The 26,915-nt window shown below is 39.0% G+C and carries 22 protein-coding genes, 3 tRNA genes and 1 pseudogene; 6 read left to right on the top strand and 20 right to left on the bottom strand.

All coding sequences use genetic code 11. From position 1 onward, the window contains the following. The 4 genes from RYX56_RS19525 to RYX56_RS19540 form a co-directional block, all read right to left on the bottom strand. Positions 1–1,752: an IucA/IucC family protein gene (locus RYX56_RS19525; protein ID WP_317123710.1), complete on the bottom strand. Its 1,752-nt coding sequence runs from the start codon at positions 1,750–1,752 to the stop codon at positions 1–3. Then, positions 1,724–3,541 (bottom strand): IucA/IucC family protein, encoded by a 1,818-nt coding sequence (locus RYX56_RS19530; protein WP_317123711.1) that lies wholly within the window; start codon positions 3,539–3,541, stop codon positions 1,724–1,726. The genes RYX56_RS19525 and RYX56_RS19530 overlap by 29 nt, the downstream gene beginning before the upstream one ends. A 124-nt stretch (positions 3,542–3,665) precedes the next feature. After that, complete coding sequence (locus RYX56_RS19535) at positions 3,666–4,652, bottom strand: ABC transporter substrate-binding protein (protein WP_317123712.1); 987 nt, start codon at positions 4,650–4,652, stop codon at positions 3,666–3,668. Between the two features lie 54 nt (positions 4,653–4,706). Beyond that, positions 4,707–6,305, bottom strand: coding sequence for an AraC family transcriptional regulator (locus RYX56_RS19540; protein ID WP_317123713.1), 1,599 nt, complete (start codon positions 6,303–6,305; stop codon positions 4,707–4,709). 121 nt (positions 6,306–6,426) lie between these two features. Here RYX56_RS19540 and RYX56_RS19545 point away from each other — a divergent pair, with 121 nt between their 5' ends. Together RYX56_RS19545 and RYX56_RS19550 are read left to right on the top strand one after the other, a co-directional pair. Further along, the gene (locus RYX56_RS19545) at positions 6,427–7,455 is read left to right on the top strand and encodes a FecCD family ABC transporter permease (protein WP_317123714.1); all 1,029 of its coding nucleotides are present in this window, start codon (positions 6,427–6,429) and stop codon (positions 7,453–7,455) included. Further along, a complete protein-coding gene (locus RYX56_RS19550; protein ID WP_317123715.1) occupies positions 7,455–8,489 on the top strand; it encodes a FecCD family ABC transporter permease in 1,035 nt (344 codons plus the stop codon). Before RYX56_RS19545 ends, RYX56_RS19550 begins: the two co-directional genes overlap by 1 nt. A 31-nt stretch (positions 8,490–8,520) precedes the next feature. Here RYX56_RS19550 and RYX56_RS19555 read toward each other — a convergent pair whose 3' ends face one another. From RYX56_RS19555 to RYX56_RS19565, 3 genes are all read right to left on the bottom strand, one after another. Further along, a complete protein-coding gene (locus RYX56_RS19555) occupies positions 8,521–8,850 on the bottom strand; it encodes an antibiotic biosynthesis monooxygenase family protein (protein ID WP_317123716.1) in 330 nt (109 codons plus the stop codon). 99 nt (positions 8,851–8,949) lie between these two features. After that, positions 8,950–9,597: a peroxiredoxin gene (locus RYX56_RS19560; protein WP_317123717.1), complete on the bottom strand. Its 648-nt coding sequence runs from the start codon at positions 9,595–9,597 to the stop codon at positions 8,950–8,952. A 73-nt stretch (positions 9,598–9,670) separates the two neighbouring features. Beyond that, positions 9,671–10,975, bottom strand: coding sequence for a uracil/xanthine transporter (locus RYX56_RS19565; protein WP_317123718.1), 1,305 nt, complete (start codon positions 10,973–10,975; stop codon positions 9,671–9,673). A gap of 210 nt (positions 10,976–11,185) precedes the next feature. Here RYX56_RS19565 and RYX56_RS19570 point away from each other — a divergent pair, with 210 nt between their 5' ends. Continuing rightward, positions 11,186–11,689: a ferritin gene (locus RYX56_RS19570; RefSeq protein WP_317123719.1), complete on the top strand. Its 504-nt coding sequence runs from the start codon at positions 11,186–11,188 to the stop codon at positions 11,687–11,689. A 42-nt stretch (positions 11,690–11,731) separates the two neighbouring features. Here RYX56_RS19570 and RYX56_RS19575 read toward each other — a convergent pair whose 3' ends face one another. The 3 genes from RYX56_RS19575 to RYX56_RS19585 all read right to left on the bottom strand — a co-directional run bounded on the left by RYX56_RS19575 (position 11,732) and on the right by RYX56_RS19585 (position 14,281). Then, entirely contained in the window at positions 11,732–12,361 is a 630-nt protein-coding gene (locus RYX56_RS19575) for a peptidylprolyl isomerase (protein WP_317123720.1), read from the bottom strand. A 102-nt stretch (positions 12,362–12,463) separates the two neighbouring features. Continuing rightward, a complete protein-coding gene (locus RYX56_RS19580) occupies positions 12,464–13,579 on the bottom strand; it encodes an NAD(P)/FAD-dependent oxidoreductase (RefSeq protein ID WP_317123721.1) in 1,116 nt (371 codons plus the stop codon). A gap of 204 nt (positions 13,580–13,783) precedes the next feature. After that, positions 13,784–14,281, bottom strand: a complete 498-nt coding sequence (locus RYX56_RS19585; protein WP_317123722.1) for a L,D-transpeptidase family protein — start codon at positions 14,279–14,281, stop codon at positions 13,784–13,786. 177 nt (positions 14,282–14,458) lie between these two features. Here RYX56_RS19585 and RYX56_RS19590 point away from each other — a divergent pair, with 177 nt between their 5' ends. Beyond that, on the top strand, positions 14,459–15,838 hold the full coding sequence (locus tag RYX56_RS19590; RefSeq protein WP_317123723.1) for a tetratricopeptide repeat protein: 1,380 nt from the start codon (positions 14,459–14,461) through the stop codon (positions 15,836–15,838). A gap of 212 nt (positions 15,839–16,050) precedes the next feature. Next, on the top strand, positions 16,051–18,234 hold the full coding sequence (gene katG / locus RYX56_RS19595) for a catalase/peroxidase HPI (protein WP_317123724.1): 2,184 nt from the start codon (positions 16,051–16,053) through the stop codon (positions 18,232–18,234). A 351-nt stretch (positions 18,235–18,585) separates the two neighbouring features. Here the strand turns inward: katG and RYX56_RS26240 are convergent. From RYX56_RS26240 to sigW, 7 genes and pseudogenes are all read right to left on the bottom strand, one after another. After that, positions 18,586–18,684: pseudogene (locus tag RYX56_RS26240) on the bottom strand (FIMAH domain-containing protein); the annotation flags it as partial. A gap of 359 nt (positions 18,685–19,043) precedes the next feature. Next, on the bottom strand, positions 19,044–20,846 hold the full coding sequence (gene glmS, locus RYX56_RS19600) for a glutamine--fructose-6-phosphate transaminase (isomerizing) (protein ID WP_317123725.1): 1,803 nt from the start codon (positions 20,844–20,846) through the stop codon (positions 19,044–19,046). A gap of 423 nt (positions 20,847–21,269) precedes the next feature. After that, complete coding sequence (gene glmM, locus RYX56_RS19605) at positions 21,270–22,619, bottom strand: phosphoglucosamine mutase (protein WP_317123726.1); 1,350 nt, start codon at positions 22,617–22,619, stop codon at positions 21,270–21,272. A 25-nt stretch (positions 22,620–22,644) separates the two neighbouring features. Continuing rightward, positions 22,645–23,889: a CdaR family protein gene (locus RYX56_RS19610; protein WP_317123727.1), complete on the bottom strand. Its 1,245-nt coding sequence runs from the start codon at positions 23,887–23,889 to the stop codon at positions 22,645–22,647. Continuing rightward, positions 23,882–24,706, bottom strand: coding sequence for a diadenylate cyclase CdaA (cdaA, locus tag RYX56_RS19615; RefSeq protein WP_317123728.1), 825 nt, complete (start codon positions 24,704–24,706; stop codon positions 23,882–23,884). Before cdaA ends, RYX56_RS19610 begins: the two co-directional genes overlap by 8 nt. Positions 24,707–24,929: 223 nt before the next feature. Then, positions 24,930–25,574, bottom strand: a complete 645-nt coding sequence (locus RYX56_RS19620; RefSeq protein ID WP_317123729.1) for an anti-sigma factor family protein — start codon at positions 25,572–25,574, stop codon at positions 24,930–24,932. A gap of 16 nt (positions 25,575–25,590) precedes the next feature. Further along, positions 25,591–26,154, bottom strand: coding sequence for an RNA polymerase sigma factor SigW (gene sigW, locus RYX56_RS19625; protein WP_317123730.1), 564 nt, complete (start codon positions 26,152–26,154; stop codon positions 25,591–25,593). A gap of 197 nt (positions 26,155–26,351) precedes the next feature. On the opposite strand from sigW, the gene RYX56_RS25850 reads away from it, so the two are divergent. Beyond that, entirely contained in the window at positions 26,352–26,516 is a 165-nt protein-coding gene (locus tag RYX56_RS25850) for a Spo0E family sporulation regulatory protein-aspartic acid phosphatase (protein ID WP_369293556.1), read from the top strand. 51 nt (positions 26,517–26,567) lie between these two features. On the opposite strand, the gene RYX56_RS19630 is transcribed toward RYX56_RS25850, so the two are convergent. The 3 genes from RYX56_RS19630 to RYX56_RS19640 form a co-directional block, all read right to left on the bottom strand. Continuing rightward, a tRNA-Ala gene (locus tag RYX56_RS19630) sits at positions 26,568–26,643 on the bottom strand. A 10-nt stretch (positions 26,644–26,653) separates the two neighbouring features. Further along, a tRNA-Gly gene (locus tag RYX56_RS19635) sits at positions 26,654–26,728 on the bottom strand. A 35-nt stretch (positions 26,729–26,763) separates the two neighbouring features. Continuing rightward, a tRNA-Lys gene (locus RYX56_RS19640) sits at positions 26,764–26,836 on the bottom strand. Positions 26,837–26,915 lie beyond the last annotated feature (79 nt).

Here is a 26,915-nt window from a genome sequence, read left to right on the forward strand (position 1 = left end):
TTAGCCCCCTTTTTCTTTTAGGCCTTCTATTAAGGAATTGGAAACGAGGTGACGAAACTCTTCGTTACCCTTATTTAGTTTCTTGGTTAATAAAGACTCGACATATATAGATTCATTTGTATAGTTAAGTAATTTCGCTCTCGATTTAAGTGAAGGGAAATTTTTCAGATGTGTAGCTAATGCTTCATTAACTTGTTGCCAGAAATCTTTCTCTTTATAAATCCCCACCTCATCAAGCACATAAGAAATCTCCGCAAGATTAAAAACAAATAATGTATCCATCACCAATTCCCTTAATGCTTCTACTGAGGACATCCAATAAAATTGATTCTCGCTCGCATTCGCATAAGAGGGATGGATATTTTTAAAATCAGGTAAAAACTCTCTAGTATCGAGATAAGACTCCACATATTCTACGCTTTCGTGAAAGTCACGTAACGCCACTCGCTTTGGCCATCCATTTTCATGAATTAATATCATATTTTGACCATGGGCTTCTAGGGCTATCCCGTGCTTTAAAAGCAAGTGCCAAACAGGTATGACAGCCACTTTTATTAATTGTGCAACCCACTGACTGACTCCGTAAGCCTCGATCCACTTCCACACAAAAGGTTGACCGTCTCTTTCTATAAGCATGAGAGCATTAAAAGGGATTGCTTCTTCTGTCTCACGAAGATAACCGTGAATATCTTCTCTCCAAATAGCAGCTAACTGACCTTCTATCTTACTTGCCTTTATAGGGTCTTTAGGCTCATATACCATACCAGCATGTTCTGCTAGTATGACTAGCCTCTTATCATTAACTAAAAAATCATCTGAACCCACAACAGCTTTTAACCAAGCAGATATCTCAGGAGCTGCGAATACAGATTGTGGGGCAAGCGTGCGCCTGGATGAGGTATGTACTAGATTCATTGCTAGCTTAAGTGATGACTTCCCTTGTGTGGTTTGATTCATAAGAGTACGAACAGATTGAGTGGCAGTATAGAGGTCTCCGAATTCACCTAATAGTAGAATGTCTCGACTTTCTAACTCCTCAGTAATATGCTTTTCTATTTGTTGCCATTGCCAAGGGTGCACAGGAAATAGCATGTATTCATCAAGCTGCCCACCACATTGGCAAAGCTCCAGGACAAGGTCTTTCCACACTTTAGTCCCTAATTCATTTTGCCAAAAACTTTGCTCTTCTTTAGGAAACGAATATCTTACCTCTTTTCTTCTCACCGCAATCCAAACAATAGAAAAAGGTTGATTCGCTTCTGGTCCATATGAATAATGATCATGAATGGTAAATCCCGTTCTTGATTTAAAGCAAGGGTGATAAGGGTGACCTTCTACAATAGCTGACTCTAGCTCTTCCATACTTAATTCTCGCCGTGAAGGAGGTAGAGATAGGTTTAGGTCATTCCAATCAGTAAGGAAGATAGTATCCTCTAATTCAGCTAAGAGTGTTTCGCTATTAAAATGATGTTGGTTTAATTCTTCAATTAAATCCTTAACCGACACCTCTCTTTTTTGATTATTATCCATAGTCATAACTACAGATGATGGTTGTATGCGGATACGACCAAACGCACTCCGACGTCCCAAGCAGCAGTAGCTCCCCTTCATTCCTTGGATTGTATAACGAGATTGTCGGTAATCGATAACGTGTTCGGTGTATGGTAGCAACCCCTCATATAAGATTGCCTCAACCAATTGCCTTCGAACTCTTAAAGTTGCTTTAGATGGGGATGCTTGTATTAGTTGCACAAAGAACCTCTCCCCTCATTGAATTAGAATGGAACGGATTTTCGATTGTAGTATAAACAGCTTGCTCTAATTTTGCTGTAAGTTCATCAACATCATGAAACCTCGTTAATAAATTTGCTTTAAAAGCCAATCTTTTTTCACTCAGCAGCTTAGCTACTAACCGTTGCCCAGCACCGTTACATCTATCATGTAGATCTACTAATTGTTCTTTAAGATAAAGAATCAACATTTCTTCCGCCAACAGTCCATCGGTACCAAAACGATTAATGATAGAAAATAAATGATTCATTAAGAGATAATAAATGAATCTCTCTTGTATCACTTCTTCTCGATAGAATAACTCCGGAGATTCTACTAGTTCTGGCTCCATGTATATAAGCCTATTTTTGTAGAGGTTGGACAAATAATACCCTTGATTATCACGATAAAAATAGGTCTCAGGGTAGCCTGTTGATACATCAATCACACTATTTTGTTGGTGAGCTTCTAGGGCAATTCCATATGAATCGTAGAGATCCATAAGTGGGATCAATGTCTTATCAACATACTTTTTAAACCAATTAAAACTGACCGTAGCTAAGTCTTGACTTTCAGACACAGAAAGCTTTTTTATTAATTTATAGAGTTTAGATTGACAACCTGGCAAAGGATCTTGTACAAGAGCAGCAACGGTAGTAATCCCCCTATCTTCACCTACACGAAAGGGGTTTTCCCTTATAATCATTTCAAAGCCCGATTCTTTTAAACCTGGTAATTTCACAGTTAGAAAAGCTGGGTCCTTAATAAATTTAAAAGCTGAATATTTTTTTAATAATGGCAATTCCCTAACTAGTTTTGCCATTGTTTTACCAGCAACCAGTTCTTTCGTTTTGTTGACCCTTAGAGAGTTGGTTACTTTAACCGGAATAGAAAATTTATACATCCATTTACTAGTGCAGTTATAAACGGTTCGTATGGAAGATGTGGCGGTAAAGTCTGCTCCTAGTAGTCCTACATTAACTATGATTCTTTCTTTTAAAGCCTTCTTTATTGAAGGTTGCTCCAATAACCATTGCGCTTGAAGAGGATGCATCGGAATGAGAGGAAAATCTTCATCTATACTTAAATCTCGATATTCTTTTTTTAGCTCCTCGTGAATCAAATAAATAGCATCCTCACTACCTTCGGAACAACTCAAAAGATAGGACCGATTCACTTTGAAGTAATGAAGTTGAAACTTCCCACACATTTCTGGACTATAAGTTTTATGTTGCCACCAGGGCATGCCTTGCCTGCTTTTCGGTGTAGGATGTAACCAATGACCATATAAAAGAGATTGTTCTGCTTCAATAAATGTTTGGTCGGCTCGGTAAAGAGTTTGCCCCTCTTTCATTCTCTGGTCAATAATGTGTGCCATCGTTTCATAGCTATCAATGATTCTTAAAAGTAATTCGCCATTTTGTCCTAACTTCACTTTTGAATCCATATGTAATTCTTGAATAAGAATAACCATAGCTGCTAACTTTTCTTCTTTTTTCCATACACTAGAATGACCGGAATATTTTATTATTACATCGCCAAAAGAATGACGTCCCACAAGAGATTTATATGTGATCTCTACAGCCAAACGAAGCGACTGATGAGGTATATTCAACATAAGAACATAGGGCTCACTTAACAAATTTTCAGCTGATTTACTGCTCAATTCCTCCCGGTTAATAAACTGTCCAGCATTAACCTCTCGCAAATAGCTGTTTAAGAATGCTTTAAATGAGGCTTCTTCAGCTATTCGTTTCGCTGTACTAGTCATAATCTCATCCTTTCTCCTTCTATCGATCCACCAGTTGATACCTATTCTCATTTAGTGATGAAGAAAAAACGGGTTTCCCCGCATTTCTCCCTCACTATTTACTACTGAACTCAGTGTATGTAAACTATTCATTCAGTAACAACTCTTCAATTTCTTGCAAGCCTTTCTCCCTTTCAATTGGATCCCAAAAACCCCAAGTCGTAGTTAATGTATGGACATTGTCTTTTTTTACAGCTTCTAACCCATTCCAAACTTCACCTTGGGTAATAGAATCATAGTACTCCCCGCTGTTGAAGTAAGTAACATCAATAATATGGTCCGGATTGTACTTCACTAATCCTTCAATGGAGATATTCTCTCCAAAATCTTCAGGGATATTTTCTGCTGGTGTTAACTTAAGGTCATCAAATAATAAAGCATTTGTTGCATGGTTATTTCTTCCATATACGCGGATATCTTTTTTATTTATTGAAACCGCCATGAAGGTTTCTTCACCCACGCTCTCACGAATGCGATTCCCAATTTCTTCTGCTTCATTTTCAAGTTTATTAATCACTTTTTGACCTTCATCAAGCTTACCAACTGCTTCGGTTACTTTTAGGTGGTCATCTTTCCAATCTCCCCCTACTTCCACTACAACTGTTGGAATTGAATCTGATAACTGTTCATATAGTGGCTCATAACGGTCACTTATAATGAGTAAATCGGGGTTTAACTGTACAATTTCCTCAGGATTGATTTCATCAGCATACGGTAAGGCCTCTACACCTTCTAGCTCCTCAATTAAGTGTGGAGGAAACTCGCTATCATAAGCCATAACGGCGTAAGGTTTGACACCGACTGATACTAATGAACCCTCCCAAGAAACATGTGATAATACAACTACTTTTTCTGGATTAACAGGGACCTCAGTTTCGCCATAAATATGCTCTACCGTAAAAGTTCCCTCTGCAACCTCCTCATCTACTGTTGAATCATCTTGTTGCTCTGTCTCTACTTCACTCGTTTCTTTCTCAACTACAGCCGCTGTCTCTTCACCGCTACCGCAAGCCGTTAATGTGACAATTACAAACACACATAATAGTGCCCATAATTTAACGCTCTTCTTCATTCCGGTTCCCCCTAAATAATCAATAATGAAATTCATTATCAATGATAATTTTTATCAATTAAGAAGACCATGGTCATTTTTGTCTTTATTCATAGACAAATCATTCTCTATATTGAAATTGTAGAAATATTGAACCAGCTCATTAATCATGTGTTTTCTACCAATTGGCCCCCAAGGATCCCATTCCAAACTGTTTGGATAGTAAACATTTCCCTCCTTCACAGCTTTCATCTCGGACCAGGCTCTCAACTCAGTTGCGCTTGTCACATCAGCTTCATCACTCCATAAGATAAGCAGTTTTTCAGGGTTAATCTCTAAAAGTCTCTCAATCGAAATGATTTCATATCCACTTTCAGGTAACTGGGGATGAGCTTTAAATCCTAATCGTTTAAATAATAAATCCTGATTAGCATGTCCACCTTTTCCATAAAGCCTGATTTCTTCTTTTCTAATCCAGATTACTGCCCAATGTCCATGAGTGGTGATAGGTTGTAATTGGTTGTTTGCCCACCTTTCTAGCGACCGTACTTCACGGATAATTTCATCAACATACTCACTTCTATCGATGATGTTAGCAATCTCTATTAAATAATTCTCCCATTGAGTCTGAAAAGGGATTGTATGGACATTAGTATGATGTGTCCATAAAACCGATAGCTTCTCTTCATCACGTAAAGGGGTTTTAATAATTAGATCCGGGCTTAAAGAGACCACTTCTTTGGGAGAGCATCCATCTTCAGCATTAATAATTAAACTTCCAACCATCTCATTTTTGTAATAACTCGGCAGTCCGCTTGAATGAAATAGTGAGGGATATCCCATGGAGAGAATAGGTTGAACCCCTAAAGCTAGTAAGTGATCTTGTAGAAACAATTGACTAACTACTGCTACTCTTTTTTTTATTCTTTTTAAGAAAGTAGTCGGTGATACTCCCGTTCTTTTCTTAAAAAGCTTACTAAAATAAAATTCATCTTGTAGGCCTACTTGAAGAGCTATCTCTCTTAATGTCACGGTTTGCTGTTGAATCATGAGCTGCTTTGCTTTGTTTATCCTCTCATTATTCAAAAAATCTTTAGGCGAATACCCCGTTTTTTTTCGAAATGCTCTAGAAAATGAAGCCGGAGTCATTCTCGCTTTTTCAGCAAGATCGGCTACTGTAGGAGCATCCACTAGTTGCTGACTTAGTTGAGACGCAACTTCAACCATTTCTTCCTTTATTATTTGATTCTCTTCTGTAAGTTGAGCTAATAGATTCCACCATGCCGATTGTTTTTGACAATAATGAGAGAACGTCCTACGGCAATCCCTTCCTAAAAGAGGTGCCCATAGTGGAACTAATTTTGCAATTCGCTTATTAGTAGCTACTTCAGGAAATTTTTCATCCTCACTTAAACCTTCACTAGATCCCACTGCGCTATATACAATACTTCTTGTCACAGCATATGCCTTAAACAGGTGTGTCTTCAACCACCGTGCTTCTCCTTCTTGTATGGTTTGATTCCTGGAATTTTGTTCATATTTAATTTGACCAGTCACTACATAGATTAAAAGACTTTGATCACTTCCGAGTTTTATATCTATATCTCCTCCTTCTTCTAGCTTGTGAGAAGAAGCGGATATGAAAGTAGAAGAAAAGAGTTTAGTTTTATTCATTTTTATTAACTCCTCCAAATTTTAATTGACAATATTACCAAAATAATAGTAGATTTATATTCGATCATACCGAAAATGATAATCATTTTCACTACTTTTTTTGAAAAAGGTGGATACTACTATGCCTTCATTAGTAAAAACGTCTAAAGAGCAAGCTATGAATTCACGCCCATTAATATGGTTGCTAATTGGTTTAATTGGAGTAGCAATTAGTATTACTATCTCCATAGGATCAGGGGCTGTGTGGATCCCCCCCTCGGTTATTATTGAGTCCTTTACTTCTTTCAACCCAGAACTACTTGAACATCACCTTATTTTTGAAGTAAGGATTCCAAGAGCTTTAACAGCTGCCTTAGTAGGAGCTGCACTAGCCATTGCCGGTACTCTTATGCAAGGAGTAACCCGCAACCCTCTTGCTGATCCTTCTATTATTGGGATCACACAAGGGTCTGGACTTGCTATTGCCATTGCTCTATCCTTCTTTTCTAGTAATTCCTATTGGGGATTATTAGGATGGTCGTTTATTGGTGCTGCCCTTGGCGCTGTTTTAGTATTGTTATTTACAATCATCTCCAGGGAACAGCTATCCCCTGTAACACTTACTTTAGCTGGGGCTGCTCTAAGTATGTTATTTAGTGCATTATCAACTGGATTAGCTCTGTATTTTCAGGTTGCCCAAGATTTAAGTTTTTGGTTTGCTGGAGGACTATCTGGCTCTAAGTGGGTGCATGTATACATACTGTTTCCTATTACGATAACGGGATTGCTAATCGCTCTAACGATGAGCCGTTCTTTAACGACTTTAACAATGGGAGATGATGTAGCTACTGGACTGGGACATTCCCTACACCGCGTACGATGGTTTAGTATAACTGCTGTAGTGCTTTTATCTGGAGCTGCTGTGTCTATTGCTGGAGCCATAGGGTTTATTGGCTTGGTAGTTCCTCACATTGTACGTTCCTTAGTAGGAGTAGATTATCGCTACATTTTACCAACCAGCGCTTTAATTGGCGCTTTCCTTCTTATCATTGCGGATATTGGGGCTCGTATGATTAATCCTCCATTTGAAACGCCAGTAGGGGCAATCACTGCTATTATTGGAGTGCCATTTTTTCTTTACTTAGCTCGCATGAAAAGGAGGAATGTTTAATGGAATGGATCGCAGCCTTTAAAGAATCAAAAAAACCATTCTTGGTGATTCTGTTGTTCATTTTAGGTACTTTTATTTTCAGTCTACAGACCGGCGTTTTACCTATTAGTATTAGCGAGATTGGAACAACATTGCGCGGAGAAGGAACTCCTCAACATGAACTTATCCTTTTTCAATTAAGATTACCTCGTATGATAATAGCCCTTTTAATTGGAGCAGGACTTGCCGTTTCAGGGGCAATCCTGCAGGGGCTCTCTCGCAATTCATTAGCCGATCCAGGAATCCTTGGAATTAATGCGGGGGCAGGACTTGCCGTTGTATTATGTATTTTCTTATTTAAAGGCAACGAAGCTCTAGGAATTTTCCAATCTCCTTTTATGTTACCGTTATTTGCCTTTTGCGGGGCACTAACGGTTGCAATGCTGATTTATACATTTTCATGGAAAGATGGCGTCGACCCTGGGAGATTACTGTTAATAGGGATTGGTTTTAATGCTCTATGCGGAGCTTTGCTCATAATTGTGCAGCTAAAAATGGATCCTAGAGACTTTCAGGAAGCCACAATTTGGTTAACAGGAAGTATTTGGGGTACGCAGTGGCGTTATGTATATGCCCTACTTCCCTGGATTGTGATATTGCTACCGTTTGCTTTTTTCAAAGCAAAAACATTAAATTTATTACAAATAAGTGATCCAATTCCTTACTCATTAGGAATGAATGTTGAATTCGAAAGAAGGTTGTTACTTAGTCTTGCTGCTGCACTGGCAGGAGCTTGTGTAGCTGTTGGAGGAGGTATTTCCTTTTTGGGTTTATTAGCCCCTCATCTGGCTAGACGCTTAACGGGTCCCAATTATTTCAGTCTTTTGCCTGCTTCTGCTCTAATCGGGATGCTGATTCTTCTTTTAGCAGATATGATCGGAAAAAACATACTTGCTCCGGCAGATATTCCAGTGGGTATTGTCATATCAATTATCGGTGCCCCTTACCTTATATACATGTTGCTTAATCGTAGAGGCTATGGTTTTAAAACATAATAAAGACCCATCCAAAAGGATGGGCTTTTTGTTATCTAGAAATAGCTCTGTACTTTTTTTGTCCAATGACATGATACACATCTTGACTTCCTTCAATGATAAATTCTGGCTTTGGTTTACCTCGATTTGCTCGGTGTCCAGCAAGATGTACTTCACTTGTTTCCCATGCTTTCCACGCTTCTTCCGATTCCCAACGAATGAGTATGAATATCTCTTCATTACCCCTTCGTTTTTTCTTTTGTAAGACGGTTAAATCAAGAAATCCAGGCTGCTCCTCAATGATTCCAGGGGTAGAAAACTTTTCAACTATTTTCCCGGCATACCCTTCTTCTACTACAAGTGTTTTAATTTGCGCAAACATAAATTATTACCTCCTTTATATGTATAAAATCATTATAATTGATATAGATTATCATTTTCAATTAAAAAATAGAAAAAGCGCCTTTAACCCTGGCGCTTTCTATACTTCTCCTATTAGTCCTATGTCAGGTACAATCCCAGCTTGCCCCGCAACCCAGTTAGCTGGGACGCCTTGCCCCGTTTCTTGATTGTACATCAAACCTTGTAGCAATCTTAAAATTTCAAAAGCATTCCTGCCAACTTCCGGAGGATAAATGAACTTAGCTTTGATCACACCTTGTGGATCAATGATAACCGTTCCTCTCATAGCAGCTCCTACATTAGGATTTAAAACTCGATAAGCTCTACTAATCACTTGGTTTCGATCACTCACAAGAGGGTACTGAACTCTTGCTGCATTCGGTGATACTTTTGTAAAAACCTTATGAGCATAAACACTATCCGTACTAATGCCTAAAACTTCAGCTCCTAGCGCTTGAAACTTAGGATAAAGAGCAGCGACCGCTGCCAATTCAGTCGGTCATACAAATGTGAAATCACTTGAGTAAAATAACAGTACAGTCCATTTCCCTCGGTAATCAACAAGATTAACCTTATTAATTGAATCTGTTATAGCATGGTAAGCCTCTGCTGAGAAAAGCGGTGCTACATCATTTGTCTGTGCACAAAAAGGAACTTCGCAACGATCAAGATCATTAACAGTAAACTCTTCCTCTTGATATTGGCTCAACCTCTCACCCCCGTTCATTTTATTACTGTATGAAGATTCCCATGCGTTATGTCACCTTCCTAGTACTGAACTAATAAAAAAAGCTCCGTTTCTAAGAAGCTTTTTTCAAATAGTGATCTACCTTTTCCCAAACAATAAGCTCTTCTAAGAAGATGGAAATCACGACACCCATGATTAAGCCGTTTGATAAGATTGGTTGAAGTAGTATAGGAAAATCACTGAAGGCTTGAGGAGAAATGGTCATTAAACTCACTCCAATTAATAAAGGACCAGCAAGCCTGAATATGGTATTAGATGTAAATATTTCTCCTTTTAAACTATTAAATGCCGTACCAAACAGCTGTAAATAGGCAACGAAAAGAACAGCATTCCCCACTGAGATTGGCAAGGTAATTAAAAAGGCTGTAACTGGTGGAATCAACCCTACTAACGATAATATGCCCCCAGCAATTAAAAAGGGTTCTTTTTTATAAATCTGCGTACTTTGCAAAAAGCCAATTGACGATGTAAAAGGTGTATATGGTACAAGACCAAATCCCGAGACAATAATCGAAAAGAAACCAGTCCAAAAAAACGAGCGCTTATATTGGTTCTGGTTTGGTACCTCTTTGAAGAGTTCCGCAGCTGCTTGAATCGAAGCAACAGTGTTTGTTAAATTTAATATACCTGCAAAGAAAGCAACAGCTATAATCCCATACTCTAAATTCGGTGTACCTAGTGGAAACAAAGCAACGGAAAACCCTTGTGTAACTACAGGCTCTGCTTCATTAGGAAATAACCATACAAAACAGATCCAGCCCACTACTATTCCAATCAGAATCGAGAAATTGCTTATTGTTTTAGAGCCCTTAATTTTCAACACACTTACAAATATCACAAGCACTAATGAAAGGATACTAACTGGAATATTAATCTTTCCTTGTTCTGTAATACCAAGCATCCCTTGAAAGAATACAAAAATTAATTGAAATGTGAGTAGAAATAAATAAACACTCATCACCATAGGCGTAAAGATCCGTTGTACATATTGAATTAAGTTCAAAAGCACGAGTAATATGGTTACCACGCCAGCCAACAGAATGCCAGTTGCAAGGCCCCCACCTATTTGCGAATAGCTCATTCCCATCGCTGAAGCTGACAACCCTAAATTCAGCATAACACCCCATAACAGTCCTGAGTGCCCTTCCATTAGAGGGTAGCGATGGCCAAATAAACCTTGAATCACACAAGCTAAACCTGTAAAAATAAGCGAACCACTGAGCATAAGTTTTACCGTATCAGGTGGAACTTCAAAAGCTACCGCTATAGAAAGGGGGACAACAATGGTATTGGCAAAGATAAAAAACAACCATTGTATAGATGAGGTTAATGTAAAAGCTGAAGTCCAATTTTTCATGTTATCACCCTACTTGTTTGTTATCTTTTAAGGATAACTTTAGACAGTCGAAAAAAGAAAGTCTTTTATTTTCAATTAAAGGGATGAACTGACAGCAATTCGCTCTATTTGTTTAATTTGAGAAAAATAAGGGAAACAATTAGAAAGTTAGCATGAAATCTTAAGAGATGTTGGTATACTATATAAAGTGCTTTTAAAGGAGGCGTTCGTATGTTAAATGAGAAATTACTTAATGCTTTAAATGAACAGATGAACTATGAATTTTATTCCGCCCATACGTACATGGCAATGGCAGCTTATTGTTCATCAGAAAGTATTGATGGCTTTGCTAATTTCTTTTTGGTTCAAGCTGAAGAAGAGCGGTTTCACGCGATGAAATTTTATAATTTCATTAACGCTTTAGGGGAGCGGGCAACCATTACTGGATTCGAGGCCCCTAATAATCAATTCAATTCAATTTTGGATGTATTTGAAAAAGCTTTAACCCAAGAAAAAGAAGTAACCAAACGAATTTATCAATTATCTGACTTAGCTTGGGATACAAGAGAGCACGCTACGATTAATTTCTTAAAATGGTTTATTGAGGAACAAGTAGAAGAAGAAGATATGTTTGATAGTATTATTCACAAATTAAAACGGATTGACGAGGATAGTAACACTTTCTTCATGATGGATGATGAATTCTCAAAACGAACGTTTACTCCTGATGAGTAAGAATAAATAGCCCCACAGAACATGCATTCTGCGGGGCACGTTTTAATCGTTTAAAACCTCAACTGTCATTTGTTTAATAATCTGCTCTTGGCCTTCTACTGGAGTTTCTCCACGTACCGTTTCCACTGCAACAATCTCATCGACTACATCCATTCCTTCAATTACTTTACCAAAAGATGCATATTCACCATCTAAAGAAGGTGTCTCGGCCACCATAATAAAGAATTGAGAGCCGCCTGAGTTGGGATCTTGAGATCGTGCCATTGAAATAACTCCACGATCATGCTTTAAATCATTTTCAAATCCGTTACTACTAAATTCACCTTCAATCGAGTAACCAGGACCTCCTGTACCATTGCCATCAGGATCTCCTCCTTGAATCATAAACCCAGGAATAACCCGATGAAAAGTCAATCCATCATAAAATCCCTCTTCAACAAGAGATACAAAGTTTTCAACAGTTTTCGGAGCGACATCAGGATAAAGCTCAATTAAAACTTCCCCTCCATTCTCCATTTCCATTGTTACAATAGGAGAACCCGTTTCACTCATAACTTCATCGCTATCTTGTTCATCTTCTTCATTCATCTCTTCATCATTAGCTTGTCCGCATGCAACGAGCATCATCAATGCAATCATTAAAAAGCTCCAACGTAACACCGTCTTTTTCATAGCTAAAACCTTCTTTCCTTCATAATCGTTCTTATTATACTACAGTTAGATTTCTCCTACATATTCATATTTTTCACAAGAAGAGGTGCCATTTGTTTTCATTTACTCCACAGCACCTGCAACAGCATACAATTCAATGTCAATTTCAGTTGGCAGTTTTAATGCAATCTTTGCCAGTTCTCCTCCAAGATAAGGTCCAACTGTTAAACCAGAAGCGCCTAGTCCATTAGCAAGAAGGATACCATTCCAATTAGGAAGCGGCCCGATAATTGGCAAGAAATTAGGGGCAACTGGCCTAAACCCTACTCTCGTTTCAAGAACCGTACAATCTGCTAAGCCAGGAGCTATACTTAAAGCTTTATCAAAAACTTCATACATCCCACCTAGAGTAGGACGTTTATCATAGCCTTTCTCATCCTCATGTGTAGCACCAATTACAATTCGACCATCTTCAAGCGAGAGTAAATATTGATTATTAGGCGGCATGACAACTGGCCAAGTCAACGTATTTGTATTTGGTAATTCAAGATGGACAATTTGAGCTTTTTGAGGTTCAATCTTAAAGGTAACACCAAGCGGCTGAAATAGCTCTTTTGCCCAAGCACCTGTTGTAACAATGATCTGATTAGCATACATCGTTTCAGCTTCGAGCTTCACTCCACGTACTTGATGATCCTCATGAACTAAATGAGCTTCTCCTTCAAGATAGGTTGCTCCATACTTCTTTGCAGCATTAATTAAGGCTTCCCTTAAAGCTCGTCCATTCACCCTAGCAGCACCACTTACATGTACGGCTCCGTAGCCGTCGGCAAGCACAGGTAGTAGCTCTTTTGCTTCTATTGGGGATAAGCGAGTAATCTTTCCAATTTCAGGAGCATCCTCTAATCGAGCTCTAGCTCTTTCTTCCATTTTAATAAGTTTACTTTCATCTGTATGAAGACTAATCGCACCAACCTTCGCATATCCCGTTTCTGTTTCGCCCAATCCCTTTAATTGATTAATTAATTCTGGGTAATACCTCGCTCCATTTTTAGCAAGCTGATACCAAGCTTTATTGCGACGTTGTGTTAACCATGGACAAACAATGCCGGCTGCCGCATCGGTCGCTTGACCTTTATCTCCGCGATCGATGAGCGTGACCGTTGCACCTGCTTTGGCTAAATGATAAGCCGTAGACGCTCCAAGAATTCCAGCCCCAACAATAATATATGTACTCATTCTCCACACCTTTTTCTACATCAGTTTATAGTTGTAGTGTACAAGAACATTCCAGACTCTACAAACAATTCAAGAGCCTACTTAGTTTTTCGAGCTAAATAGGCTCTCTTCAAATTGGTGGAGAAAATTGAGTATCTTCATAGAAATTTGCTAGTGGTTTTTTAACATTTATTTGGAGAACTAATTTTCATAAACTCCAATTCATCAAGCATTAATTCTTACTCTTGTACCATTTGGAACGATTGATCCCAATTCCTCAACGTCTTGATTGTACATACGAATACACCCTCTAGATACTGCCTGACCAATCGAAGCTGGATCATTTGTACCGTGTATTCCATAACTTTTCTTAGACAAAGATAACCATAGAGTACCAAACGGGCCTCCTGGGTTCGGTTGGCGATTAACAATAATAAAGTCTCCAACAGGTGTATCAAATAGCATACGCCCAACAGCAATCGGATAAACCTTACGTATTTGACCGTTTTCATACAAAGTTAATGTTCGACTTCCTATTGACACTTCAATCATAAAAGGAATCTGGTTAGGATCTGGTATGCCTGGAATGATAATAGGCTGACCAACAAAGATTAAATTTGGATTTTGGATGTTATTAGCTTTTACAATAGTGACATATGGAGTGCGGTAATCTTCAGATATGGAAAATAACGTCTCACCTGGTTTAACAATATGCTGATACATAAAAAAACCTCCTACTCATAAAGGTATTGTTTTATCCTATGAGCAGGAGGTAGCTATTTAGTTCATCCATACAAAATATTTCGCTTTCTATTTTGATAAAAGCAACCCTTAATAGAGATTCCTTTAACTTCTTATCGTAATGAAACTATGTTACAGTTAAGAAAAGGAGGTTTTTCTATGCATCCAACTGAATGGATATTAAACCACAATCAAGAACAAATAATCCTACAAGCCAATAAGCTTACTCTTTTTCAACAGTGTAAAATTATTGAATGCGTGGGGTCTGATAACCTTCACTATTTGCTATTCTTTCATAAAGACGACTTCTTAACTGTGCAGCCATTAGTTGAATTTGACCAAGCTTCATTCTTAGGGCACTTAGAGCAAAAAGGATCTTGCATTCATGCACCTAGTCCCCTCTTCTCACTGCTGCTCCCTGCTGCTACCTCCCTAAAAATTATCTCTGCTGATGCTTTACTAACTAAAATAAAAAAACAATATTCCTCTATAGAGACGGCCCTGATATACTCATATTTTGATTCTTACATTCCAAGTGAACAACTTGATATTTTTCTTAAAGAGATCTTCTATACGTTTCGTCGCGATGGAAAATTATTAGCTGCCTACCGCCTAGGAATCGTGTTACTTTCGCGAGGCTACCAAAAAGAATGGCTCCGCTCTGCTATTGAACATGCCGATTATGCCCATGCAAAAAATCACTTCCAGTCTCCTTTAATTACTCTTATGACTACAGACCCCCTCTATGTAGAACAACAACTCTTTTCTTCAAATAATTACACTCAATTGTTAGAGCTCTATCAGGAACAAAATCGAGTTATCGACTCCCTCATCCTTTATATCAATGTCTTTATCAAACGTCCTAGCCCAACAGAATATAAGAACCTTATTACTGTATTAAATAATACCTTTACGAATGATGAAATTTTATCATTCCTACGATCTCTTCTTCCGGTTGTATCAACTGAAACAGGCTTACACCAAGACGTTTACCACCGTTTAATTAAAAATAAAGAAACTGACGCCGCAGTTGGTTTACTTTTTCATTACCCATTTCCTCTCTCAAAAAAGGACATTCGTGATCTACCCGAATTATTAAATCATCTATCTATTTCAACCCTTGAACTCTCGCTACAATCTATCACACAGAGATTATTACCATTAGTACGCGAATCGCCTCAAACATTCGAAAAAATAATCTGTGCAACTTTACCGAATTTGCTAAACCGTCATACTTTGGCTGATATTTATACCCATTTAAAGCTAAACGAAGAAATCAGCGAGATTCCATCGCTTTCTAAGATTAGCGACATGTACCATTTGGTCGAAGATGCTGAAAATCAATTAAAACTAGGTATGTATTATTATGATCTGGGCCAATATGAAAAGGCTATCGAATGCTTTAGTTGGGAGATGGAGTTGCATTCCAATCAAGTAGAACCTATTCAATGGCTCGCTAAGGCCTATCAAAAAGTAGGTAAACACAAAGAGGTGGAAACGTACCACAATCTTCTCAAACAAATGAAGCATTCATCTTAATTAATGAATTGATCATTTAACCTGTTGTAACTCACTACTTTTCACTGAAATATTTAGATTTTTTTAAATCTATTGCATATTTCTTTTTATTTCAGTCATAATTTATTATAATTACAATGTAAGAATCAATATTGTTTCTGTTATTAGTTTCGCCCATTGTAATGCATGGTTGTTTGCTAGTTAATCTTCTTAAAACGAAAGGGGAATTACGTATGGATATGAAAGAAAATGAGAACGCAGGAAAGTGCCCTTTTACAGGTGAAGGTGGTTCTAGTAATTCTTCTAGAGGTACGAAAAACAAAGACTGGTGGCCCAACCAGCTAGACTTGAATGTTCTTCATCAGCATGACACGAAGACAAACCCACTAGGTGAAGATTTTAATTACGCAGAAGAATTTAAAAAGCTGGATTACGATGCCTTGAAGAAGGACCTTCATAATCTTATGACTGATAGTCAGGATTGGTGGCCTGCAGACTACGGCCATTATGGTCCGTTCTTTATCCGTATGTCCTGGCACGCAGCAGGTACATACCGTACAGTAGACGGTCGCGGTGGCGGTGGAAGTGGCTCTCAGCGCTTTGCTCCTCTTAACAGCTGGCCCGACAACGGAAACCTTGATAAGGCCCGTAGGCTACTTTGGCCAATTAAACAGAAATATGGCAATAAGCTCTCTTGGGCCGACCTTCTCGTTTTCACAGGGAATGTAGCAATTGAATCCATGGGAGGAAAAACGATTGGGTTTGGTGGAGGGCGCGAAGACATCTGGCATCCTGAGGAAGACGTCAACTGGGGTCCTGAAAAAGAGTGGCTTGGAGATAATCGTTACTCCGGTGAACGTGATTTGGAAAACCCACTTGCTGCTGTTCAGATGGGCTTGATCTATGTGAATCCTGAAGGCCCAAACAGCAAACCCGATCCGCTTGGAAGTGCACGCGATATCCGTGATACCTTTAAACGTATGGGAATGAACGATGAAGAAACAGTGGCACTCACAGCTGGTGGACATACATTTGGTAAGGCACACGGTGCAGGTGATCCTTCACATGTTAGCGAAGAGCCAGAAGGTTCACTAGTTGAACACCAAGGCTTCGGCTGGAAAAGCACACATGAAACTGGTCATGGTGCCTTTACCATTACAAGTGGAATTGAAGGTGCATGGACTCCGACTCCTACAAAATGGGACATGAGTTATTTTGATATGCTATTCGGATATGAATGGGAGCTAACAAAGAGTCCTGCAGGTGCATATCAATGGGCTCCAGTAGACCCTGATGAAGAACATCTTGCACCTGATGCAGAAGATTCATCTAAACGGGTTCCGACGATGATGACGACAGCAGACATGGCCATGCGTATGGATCCAGACTATGAAAAGATCTCTCGTCGCTTCCACAAGAATCCAGATGAGTTTGCCGATGCCTTTGCTCATGCGTGGTTCAAGTTACTCCACCGTGACATGGGTCCTCGTGATAGATATCTAGGTCCAGAAGTTCCAGAAGAAGAGTTCATTTGGCAGGATCCGATCCCAGCGGTAGATTATGAATTATCTGATGCAGAAATAAATGAGCTGAAAACAAAAATACTGGATTCCGAGCTTACTTTGAGCGAACTTATTAGTACTGCTTGGGCTTCCGCCAGCACATTCCGTAATTCAGATAAGCGCGGTGGTGCCAATGGTGCACGTATCCGCCTTGAACCACAGAAGAACTGGGAAGCCAATGAACCAGAGAAGCTTTCAAAAGTATTAACAGTTTTAGAAGGCATTCAAAGTGGCCTTGATAAAAAAATTAGCATGGCTGACTTGATTGTATTAGGCGGTAGTGCAGCAGTCGAAAAAGCAGCAAACGATGCAGGCATTGATGTAACGGTTCCTTTTATACCTGGTCGTGGTGATGCCACACAAGAACAGACAGACGTAGAGAACTTTGAAGTACTTGAGCCAGTATCTGATGGTTTCCGCAACTATCAGAAGAAAGAGTATAGTATAAAACCAGAAGAGTTTCTAGTAGACAAGGCTCAGCTGTTAGACCTATCTGCAAAAGAAATGACTGTATTGATTGGCGGCATGCGTGTTCTTGGAACTAACCATGGTGGCACCCAACACGGCGTCTTCACAGATCGTATAGGTACCCTCACAAACGACTTTTTTGTGAACCTACTTGATATGGGGATCGAATGGAAGCCTGTAGATGGCGGTGTTTATGAAGGACATGACCGTAAAACTGGGGAAGTTGTTCGTACTGCAACGAGAGTAGACCTAGTCTTCGGTTCACACTCCATACTCCGTGCCCTTGCCGAAGTATACGCGCAAGACGATAGCAAAGAGAAATTTGTTCATGACTTCATTGCTGCTTGGGTCAAGATCATGAACGCAGATCGTTTCGACCTTAAATAAAATAACAAATACATTTAAATATTAGGCACCTTACAAGGCCCTAATCCGCTGCTTATTCTTTAAGGTGAGCTGTAGGTCAGGAGCCCGAATAAGGTGCTTTTTACTATACGTTGAGATGTCAGTATAGGAAGCGACAGAACTTGTGAACTAAGGCTACTTCTTCCCAACTTAAATTATAAAGCCCAAAAAGGAAACTCTAAATCTTCAGAGTCTCCTTTTCCAATATTAACCTGGCCTAAAAACCTACCATTCAAAGACACACCTCAAACCATATCCAACTACCTTACTTCACTTCATCACTTAGTGCCTTTAACACTTGATGAGCTTTTTCCGTCAGCGTCGTTTTTGCTTCTACTTCAATAAATCTGTTTCTTTGTCTAAATGATTCAAAAATTTCTCCACAAATGACTCAGCTTGTTTCTTTCTGCCATCATCATAGTGGTGGTTAGCCTGTCTAAGCGCCCTTTACGAAAGCACTTTAGTTTTATGCCGTACTTCTCGATCAAAAAAGATTTACATCTGCTCCTAAATTTCTCCTGTGATCGTTTCCCCTGTATAGGAGTAAAAACACTCGAAAAATAGAAAGCACTTTCGTGAATATCATTAAAAAATGTGTTTTAAGAATCGAAAAGGACGAAACGATTCGTAATGACTTGTATCCCTATAGAGAAAAATTTCCAATGTAGAATTCTAAAAAATCAGATTATTAATCTTTAGTCCTATTACTCCAACAAAAAACACGAGGAACATTGGATCAAAAGTCCAATTTTCACTCGTGCTATTAACCCTTTGATTACTTCTTAATCTTCTTATTCAACTGTTACACTTTTTGCAAGGTTACGTGGTTTATCCACGTCACAATCACGGTGTAGGGCTGCATAGTAAGAAATTAATTGCATTGGAATAACTGCTACTAATGGTGTTAAGAATTCATGTACCGCAGGAAGAACAAATGCATCATCTTCCTCTTCCATGCCCTCCATACTAATAATACAAGTATTCGCACCACGCGCTGCTACTTCTTTTACATTCCCACGAATGCTTAGGTTTACATGCTTTTGTGTAGCAAGAGCAATAACCGGGGTACCATCTTCAATTAATGCAATCGTACCGTGTTTAAGCTCTCCACCAGCAAAACCTTCAGCTTGAATATATGAGATTTCTTTTAACTTAAGAGCACCTTCAAGTCCTACATAAAAATCAACTGCACGACCAATGAAGAAACAGTTACGTGTGATCGTTAAGTAGTCACGCGCTACTTGCTCTAATTGTTCTTTTTGATCCGTTAAAGTTTCCATAGCATTTGCTACAATTGCTAACTCCTGTAGTGGATCGAAGTCTAAATTGACACCTTTTGCCTTCGCTGTATCAACAGCCAGCAATGTGAATACAGCCATTTGCGCTGTATATGCTTTCGTAGAAGCAACTGCAATTTCTGGTCCTGCATATGTGTGCAGTGTAAAGTCAGCTTCACGAGAAAGGGTTGATCCAGGAACATTTGTTACGGTTAAGGCTTTGTGGCCACGTTTCTTCACTTCGACTAAAACACCTCGAAGATCAGCTGTTTCACCACTTTGTGAAATAAAGATAAAGAGTGGGTTTTCCGATAATAGAGGCATATTATACAAGAATTCACTTGCAATGTGTACCTCTACTGGACGTTGTGCAATTTTTTCAATTAATTGCTTACCGACAAGACCAGCATGATAGCTCGTTCCTGCAGCAATAATATAAATACGATCTGACCCCTTCATCGCCTCACGAATATCGTCATCAAGGCGTACAGAGCCGTCTTCGTTTTGATATTTTTGAATGATGTTACGAATAACAAAAGGTTGCTCATCAATTTCTTTTAACATGAAGTGAGGATATGTGCCTTTCTCAATGTCACTAGCATCAAGTTCTGCAGTGTAAGGCTCACGAGACATCACAGTCCCATCAAGCGTTTTAATCGTGATGCTATCACGCGTCACAATAACAAGCTCCTCATCCATAATTTCAACAAATTGATTTGTTACTTGAAGCATAGCCATCGCATCAGATGCAATAACATTTACTCCTTCACCAACACCGATTAATAATGGACTCTTATTCTTACCAACATAGACAATGTCTGCATCTTCATTATCAATAAGTGCTGTTGCATACGAACCTTTTAATAGCGATAAAGTATGACGGAATGCATCCTCAATGGATTTACCTTCTGTCACAAATTTCTCTACCAATTGCACAATTACTTCCGTATCCGTATCACTTGTTAATTCAACATCAATTAAAAATTCACGCTTTAACTGCTCATAGTTTTCAATTACTCCATTATGAACAAGTGTAAAACGTTCTGTTGTACTTTGATGCGGGTGAGCATTTTTACGACTTGGTTCCCCGTGTGTTGCCCAACGTGTATGACCAATTCCTACCGTTCCGTCTACACTTGTGTCCACAACTTCACGTAACGCCGCAATGCGTCCTTTTTCTTTAAAAACATGAACTCCATTATCATTCGCTACTGCAATACCTGCTGAGTCATAGCCACGGTACTCAAGCTTCTCAAGTCCACGTAATAGAATTTCCTTCGCATCTTCTGTACCAACATATCCAACAATACCACACATAATAAATTACCTCCTGAAGTCAGGGGCAAGAAACCTTGAGGGCGTACTTGCCCCCACTCTTTTATAATGATTGTGGCATGCTACTTCTGTCTTTGTGCAAAGAGTCACCCCTTTGTTTTTTACAGAAGCTTAACGGCTGTCATGCTACAACCGGAGGGCATCCGCCGATTAATCGATAAACCCTCTCCTCGTCAACTACACAAATATCCGACCATTGTGTAGTTCAGGCGCTTTTATTTTCTATGACAAACTACCTCTACCCTCCTTTTACTACATACAAACATTATCATACAAGATTGATGTATGAACGTCAATCTTTGGTAAGATTTTTACATTCTATTTGAAACAAAAGAGTGAGAGTTGTTGTACTACTAAAAAAATATGCATGAGGAGCTGTATTGGTTCGCTCCCCATGCATATTCCTTACTCAGCTAAGCCCATTTCTTCTTTAACGACTGTAGCTATTTCCGTTACATATTCTTCACATTTTTCTTCTGTTTTTGCTTCTACCATTACTCGAACAAGCGGTTCTGTACCAGACGGACGAACGAGGACTCGCCCTTCTCCTGCCATACTCTCTTCAACTTTTTCAATAGCAGCACGAACTTTATCATTGTCAGTAACGGCATGTTTGTCCGTTACACGTACATTCACAAGTGTTTGTGGGAATGTCTCCATCTCAGCTGCCAGTTCTGATAATTTTTTACCTGTTCCTTTCATAATGTTAACAAGCTGTAGCGCAGATAGCATTCCATCGCCTGTCGTTATATGATCAAGGAAAATAATATGACCAGATTGTTCTCCACCTAGATTAAATCCACCCTTACGCATCTCTTCCATTACATAACGGTCACCTACACCCGTCTGCTTTGTTTCGATACCTGCTTCTTCTAATCCTTTATAAAAACCAAGATTGCTCATCACCGTTGATACAACTGTACCGTGGTTTAGCCAACCTTGCTCTTTCATATATTTTGCACAGATAAACATAATATGATCGCCGTCTACCGTATGTCCATTCTCATCAATTGCAATTAAACGATCTGCATCTCCATCAAAAGCAAGACCAATTTGCGCACCCTTTTCAATAACAAGCTCTGCTAATTTATCTGGATGAGTTGACCCACAGCCCTCATTAATATTTACACCATTTGGCGAAGTACCCATTGTTGAGATATCTGCTTCAAGGTCTGCAAATAGATGTGGTGCTAGGGAAGAAGCTGCACCATTTGCACAATCAAGCGCTATATGAATACCTGAGAAGTCGTCTTGCACTGTTTGCTTTAGGAATTGAATGTATTTTTGACCACCTTCAAAGTAATCATTTACTTGACCAACTGCATCCCCAACCGGACGCGGTAGAAGATCTTCATTACTATCAATTAGTTCTTCAACTTCTTTTTCTTGTTCATCTAATAGTTTAAAACCATCTGGCCCAAAGAATTTAATCCCATTATCAGGAACAGGATTATGGGACGCAGAAATCATCACACCTGCGTCTGCACTTAATGCTTTTGTTAGGTAAGCAACCCCTGGTGTAGAAATAACACCTAAGCGCATAACTTCTGCTCCAATTGATAGAAGACCAGCTACTAGTGCACTTTCAAGCATTTCACCTGAAATACGCGTGTCACGACCGATAACAATACGTGGTTTCTCTGTTTGTTTTGTTAATACATATCCACCCATTCGACCTAATTTAAAAGCAAGCTCAGGGGTTAAATCTTTATTTGCGACACCTCTAACACCATCTGTACCAAAATATTTACCCATTATTTACTCTCTCCTTCAACAATCTTCACTCAGATTCAGCTTGACCTGAGACGATTACTTCTACATTTGTCTTACTTACACTAAAACGAATATTTTGTGGACCATTTATTTGAATTGGGACTGAATGCTCCCCTTCACTTAAGTTGCTAACATCAGCATACACTTGGATGTCATCGACAGAAAACTGATCAAGATTAGCCTCTGCACCATGTGCGATAATAGAAAGAGTTTCTTCTTCATCGTCGGCAAAATCGATGTCTATTTCCTCAGGTGCCCCTATTAATTCAATCGAAACATCAGACCACTGCCTAGACTCTTCTTCAGCAATATTTACTTCCACTTCAACCATTTCTGGTTCAAGTGCTTGGACACCTGGTGGAACCGGAACTTCCATCGTAAATGTTTGATCCTCTGTAATATCATCTAGATCAATCGTTAACCCTTCTAAAACATTAATCGATTCTAAGACATCGAATGGTCCATAGATCAGCACTTCTTTAGGAGATACGTTGATCGATTCAATACTTACACCCTCTGTCAGTTCTCCCTCACGTGATATTTTTATGGGAACACTCTTATTCGGGCTAGTAATGGGAACTCTTACATCAACAATGCCTGGCTCTACATCTAAATGAAGCTCATTACCGCTACTATCATACAACTTCACTGGAACAGCTTCCTCAAGCATCTTATCAGCGTCTTCTACATCTACATAAGCTTTTGCGTCTGCAACTTCAGCCGCAACTTCACGCGCTGCAGTAACTGTTACATTAACAGGTGATACCATTGGGGTACCGACTGAATAGCCTTCTTTAACGGCATCAGCATTCACCAATTCCACATCAACTGGTATGGAGACGGTTTGTTTTTCTTGTAGCTCCACTCTTGCAAATTGAGGAACAATTGAGACTGATAGGTCCCCAGGAAACCCACGATGTTGAATACTTAACGTATGTACACCTTCTTGGCGTTCCGTGACATCAACAAACACTTCAAAAGTAGGTCTCATTAGTTGAAAAAACGCAACTGCACTTTGAGATCCACTAAGCTTCACTTGCACATGTTCGGTTTGATCAACAATGGCATAATTCTCCTCGTCATATACTACCGTTACTTCTACTTCTTCTAGAGTAGAGGTTCGATCACTTAAAGATGGTAATATCCCTGGTTGACTCGTTAGATCATCCATATTCACCATAGCAAATAGCATTAAAGCAATGAAAAACGAGATAATCTTCACAAACCAATGACTGTTAAATAACTTATCCATTTTTCTTCCCTCCCCACTTCCAGCGAGAAGATGTTTGTTGCTTGCTTTCTGTTAATAATTCATTTTCTAATAGCAATCGGAGTTTCTCTTCATCAAGATCTCGGTGAAGTTCGCTATTTTTAGTTAAAGAAATTGCACCCGTTTCTTCAGAGACAATAATCGTTAAGCAATCAGTGACTTCACTTACACCTAAAGCTGCCCTGTGTCGGGTGCCCAGTTCCTTAGAAATAAACGGATTCTCAGAGAGTGGCAAATAACAGGCCGCCGCTAAAATTTGATCGCCTTTTAATATAACAGCACCATCATGAAGTGGTGTATTAGGAATAAAAGTATTTATCAGCAATTCAGATGTTAAATGAGCATTCATTTGAATCCCAGTTTCCACATAGTCTGTCATACCCGTCTCACGTTCAACTGACATTAATGCCCCTATACGGCGTTTCCCCATATACACAGACGCCTTCACAATCGCATCAATAGAATTCTTAGTAGAATCCTCTTGAGGTATTGTTCTACTTGAGAACAAGCGACCACGACCTAACTGTTCTAAAGCTCTTCTTAATTCCGGCTGGAAAATGATAATAATGGCCAACAAACCATAAGTCAAAGTTTGCGACATAAGAAACTCAAGCGTCCTAAGTCCAAAAAAGCGACTTAGAAACCATACAACCAAAATGACCGTAATCCCTTTAACAAGTTGTACAGCTCGTGTTCCTCTGATAATCATAATAAGCTTGTACACAACATATGTGACAAGCAATATATCTACAACCTGCCCAATATAATTGAGCCACGTATAATCCTCAAATGGGAACATGGCACTTCCTCCAAACCCTTAGCATTCATTACTTGTCATCTTTATCATATTAGTCATTGTACACATCTTTCCCATAATCAAAACGACTTTTCATCAGTTCGCTTTTATAAGATAAGTAAACATATCAACTGTATCATTATACCATAAATCATTCTAGTCATTTTATTATCGTTTTATTTCACTCTTATAACACCCATCAAAGAAAAAAAGCCCCAAAGGAGCTTTATTTATTATCATCTGAATCTAACACTGTGATTACTTCTGAAAAGAAATTTTTCGTATGGTACCAAATCCAATCAAGCACCTGATTCACTTCCTCAATTTCTCCAGAGACATGACCAGCAGAAGCAAAATAAGGTTTACTATTTACAAGTAAGATATTCCCTCTCACTTCCCCTTCTACTACTAACTCACCATTTCGAACGACAAGATCGCCTTCGACCACTTCTCCTTCTGGAACCACAACACGTCCACTTGATTGATCTATTTGTACATTACCCGAGCCCGAGAAGGTCACTTGCTCATTATTTTGCCAAAGTGTAGAGACGCTAGTTGACATTAATAATAAGAATACAGCTGCCGCCACTAGGATCGGATGTTTCTTCATCCAACGCTTCCATTTTGATTTTGTTTTTGAAGTGCTCTTCTTTTGAGGGAGATTCGCCATCACTTGATTTGTAAAATTGGCTGGAGCTTCAATATGGGAGGCACTTTGGACAAATGCAATCGCCTTTTTTAATTCACGTACATGCCCCAAGCAGTGCGGACACTCATTAAGGTGTGCTTCTAAACGCTTTCTCTCTTCAGATGATGTATCTCCATCTAAATATTTATGAATTAAATGCTCATAGCTTTTTTCACATTTCATCTTAAAGTCCTCCTTTCTATAGATGACGCATTCTTTTACGAAGCGCCTCTCTCCCCCTGTGAATACGTGTTTTTACTGTTGATATTGGTAAATCGAGAATATCACTTATTTCTTTTAAAGATAAGTCCTCTATATATTTCAATATGATTGCTGTTCTATATTTCACTGGTAATTGATTAATTTCATCTTGAACCCATTCTTGCATCTCCATGGTTACGATCTGATCTTCGGGTAAAGCTTGATCAGCAGCAAGTTGACTTTCGTAAGTCAAATTCTCCGAACCTTTAACTTGATCCTGCAAATGAAAATCCGGCTTCTTTTTTCTTAGGCGATCTATCGCTACATTAGTTGCAATTCGAAATATCCATGTAGAAAATTTACGATTACTATCAAAGCTATCTAAATTAGTATAAGCACGTAAAAATGCTTCTTGGGCGACATCTTGAGCTTCGTGAGCATTCCCAACCATTCGATATGCAACTTGATATACTTTATCCTTATATAATTCGACTAACTCGGCAAAAGCTTGCTCATCACCATTTTTCACCTCTAGGATGATTCGTTTCACAATCGCTTCCATTATTTATCCCCTGCTTATATTCAATCTATAAACTCTTACGTATGATGCTTAAATAAGTTTCAAAATTCTTCTCGTTATTTAGTTTAACATGAAAAAACAACAAATTATTACCTGAAACATGTTTTAACTTACTAAAAAAGGGTATAGAGCAAACAATTAGATAAATTTGTAAGGAAGGATGATGCAAATTGCTTAAAATGAAATGTAAACATACAGAATTGCTCCAACAAATAGAGGTTTCAAGAAGTACATTAAATGATCTATCCCAATCACATCCTCTATACTCAGACTCAATTGTGATGCAAAGCCAAGAACTGGATGACCTTTTAAATGAATATAACGCGCTACTTAAACAAAATTAAATCAAACAAAAAACCCTTAGATAATAATCTAAGGGTTAAAATATGTATAATTGGTGGAGCCTAGCGGGATCGAACCGCTGACCTCCTGCGTGCAAGGCAGGCGCTCTCCCAGCTGAGCTAAGGCCCCTTATATGTATTGGAGCGGAAGACGAGATTCGAACTCGCGACCCCCACCTTGGCAAGGTGGTGTTCTACCACTGAACTACTTCCGCATCAAATCACCTTCACAAGGTGAATGAAATAAAAATGAGCCATGAAGGACTCGAACCTTCGACCCTCTGATTAAAAGTCAGATGCTCTACCAACTGAGCTAATGGCTCTTAAATGGCTGGGCTAGCAGGATTCGAACCTACGCATGACGGAATCAAAATCCGTTGCCTTACCGCTTGGCGATAGCCC

It is taken from the genome of Alkalihalophilus lindianensis, assembly GCF_032843265.1.
Classification (GTDB): Bacteria; Bacillota; Bacilli; order Bacillales; family Bacillaceae_D; genus Alkalihalophilus; species Alkalihalophilus lindianensis.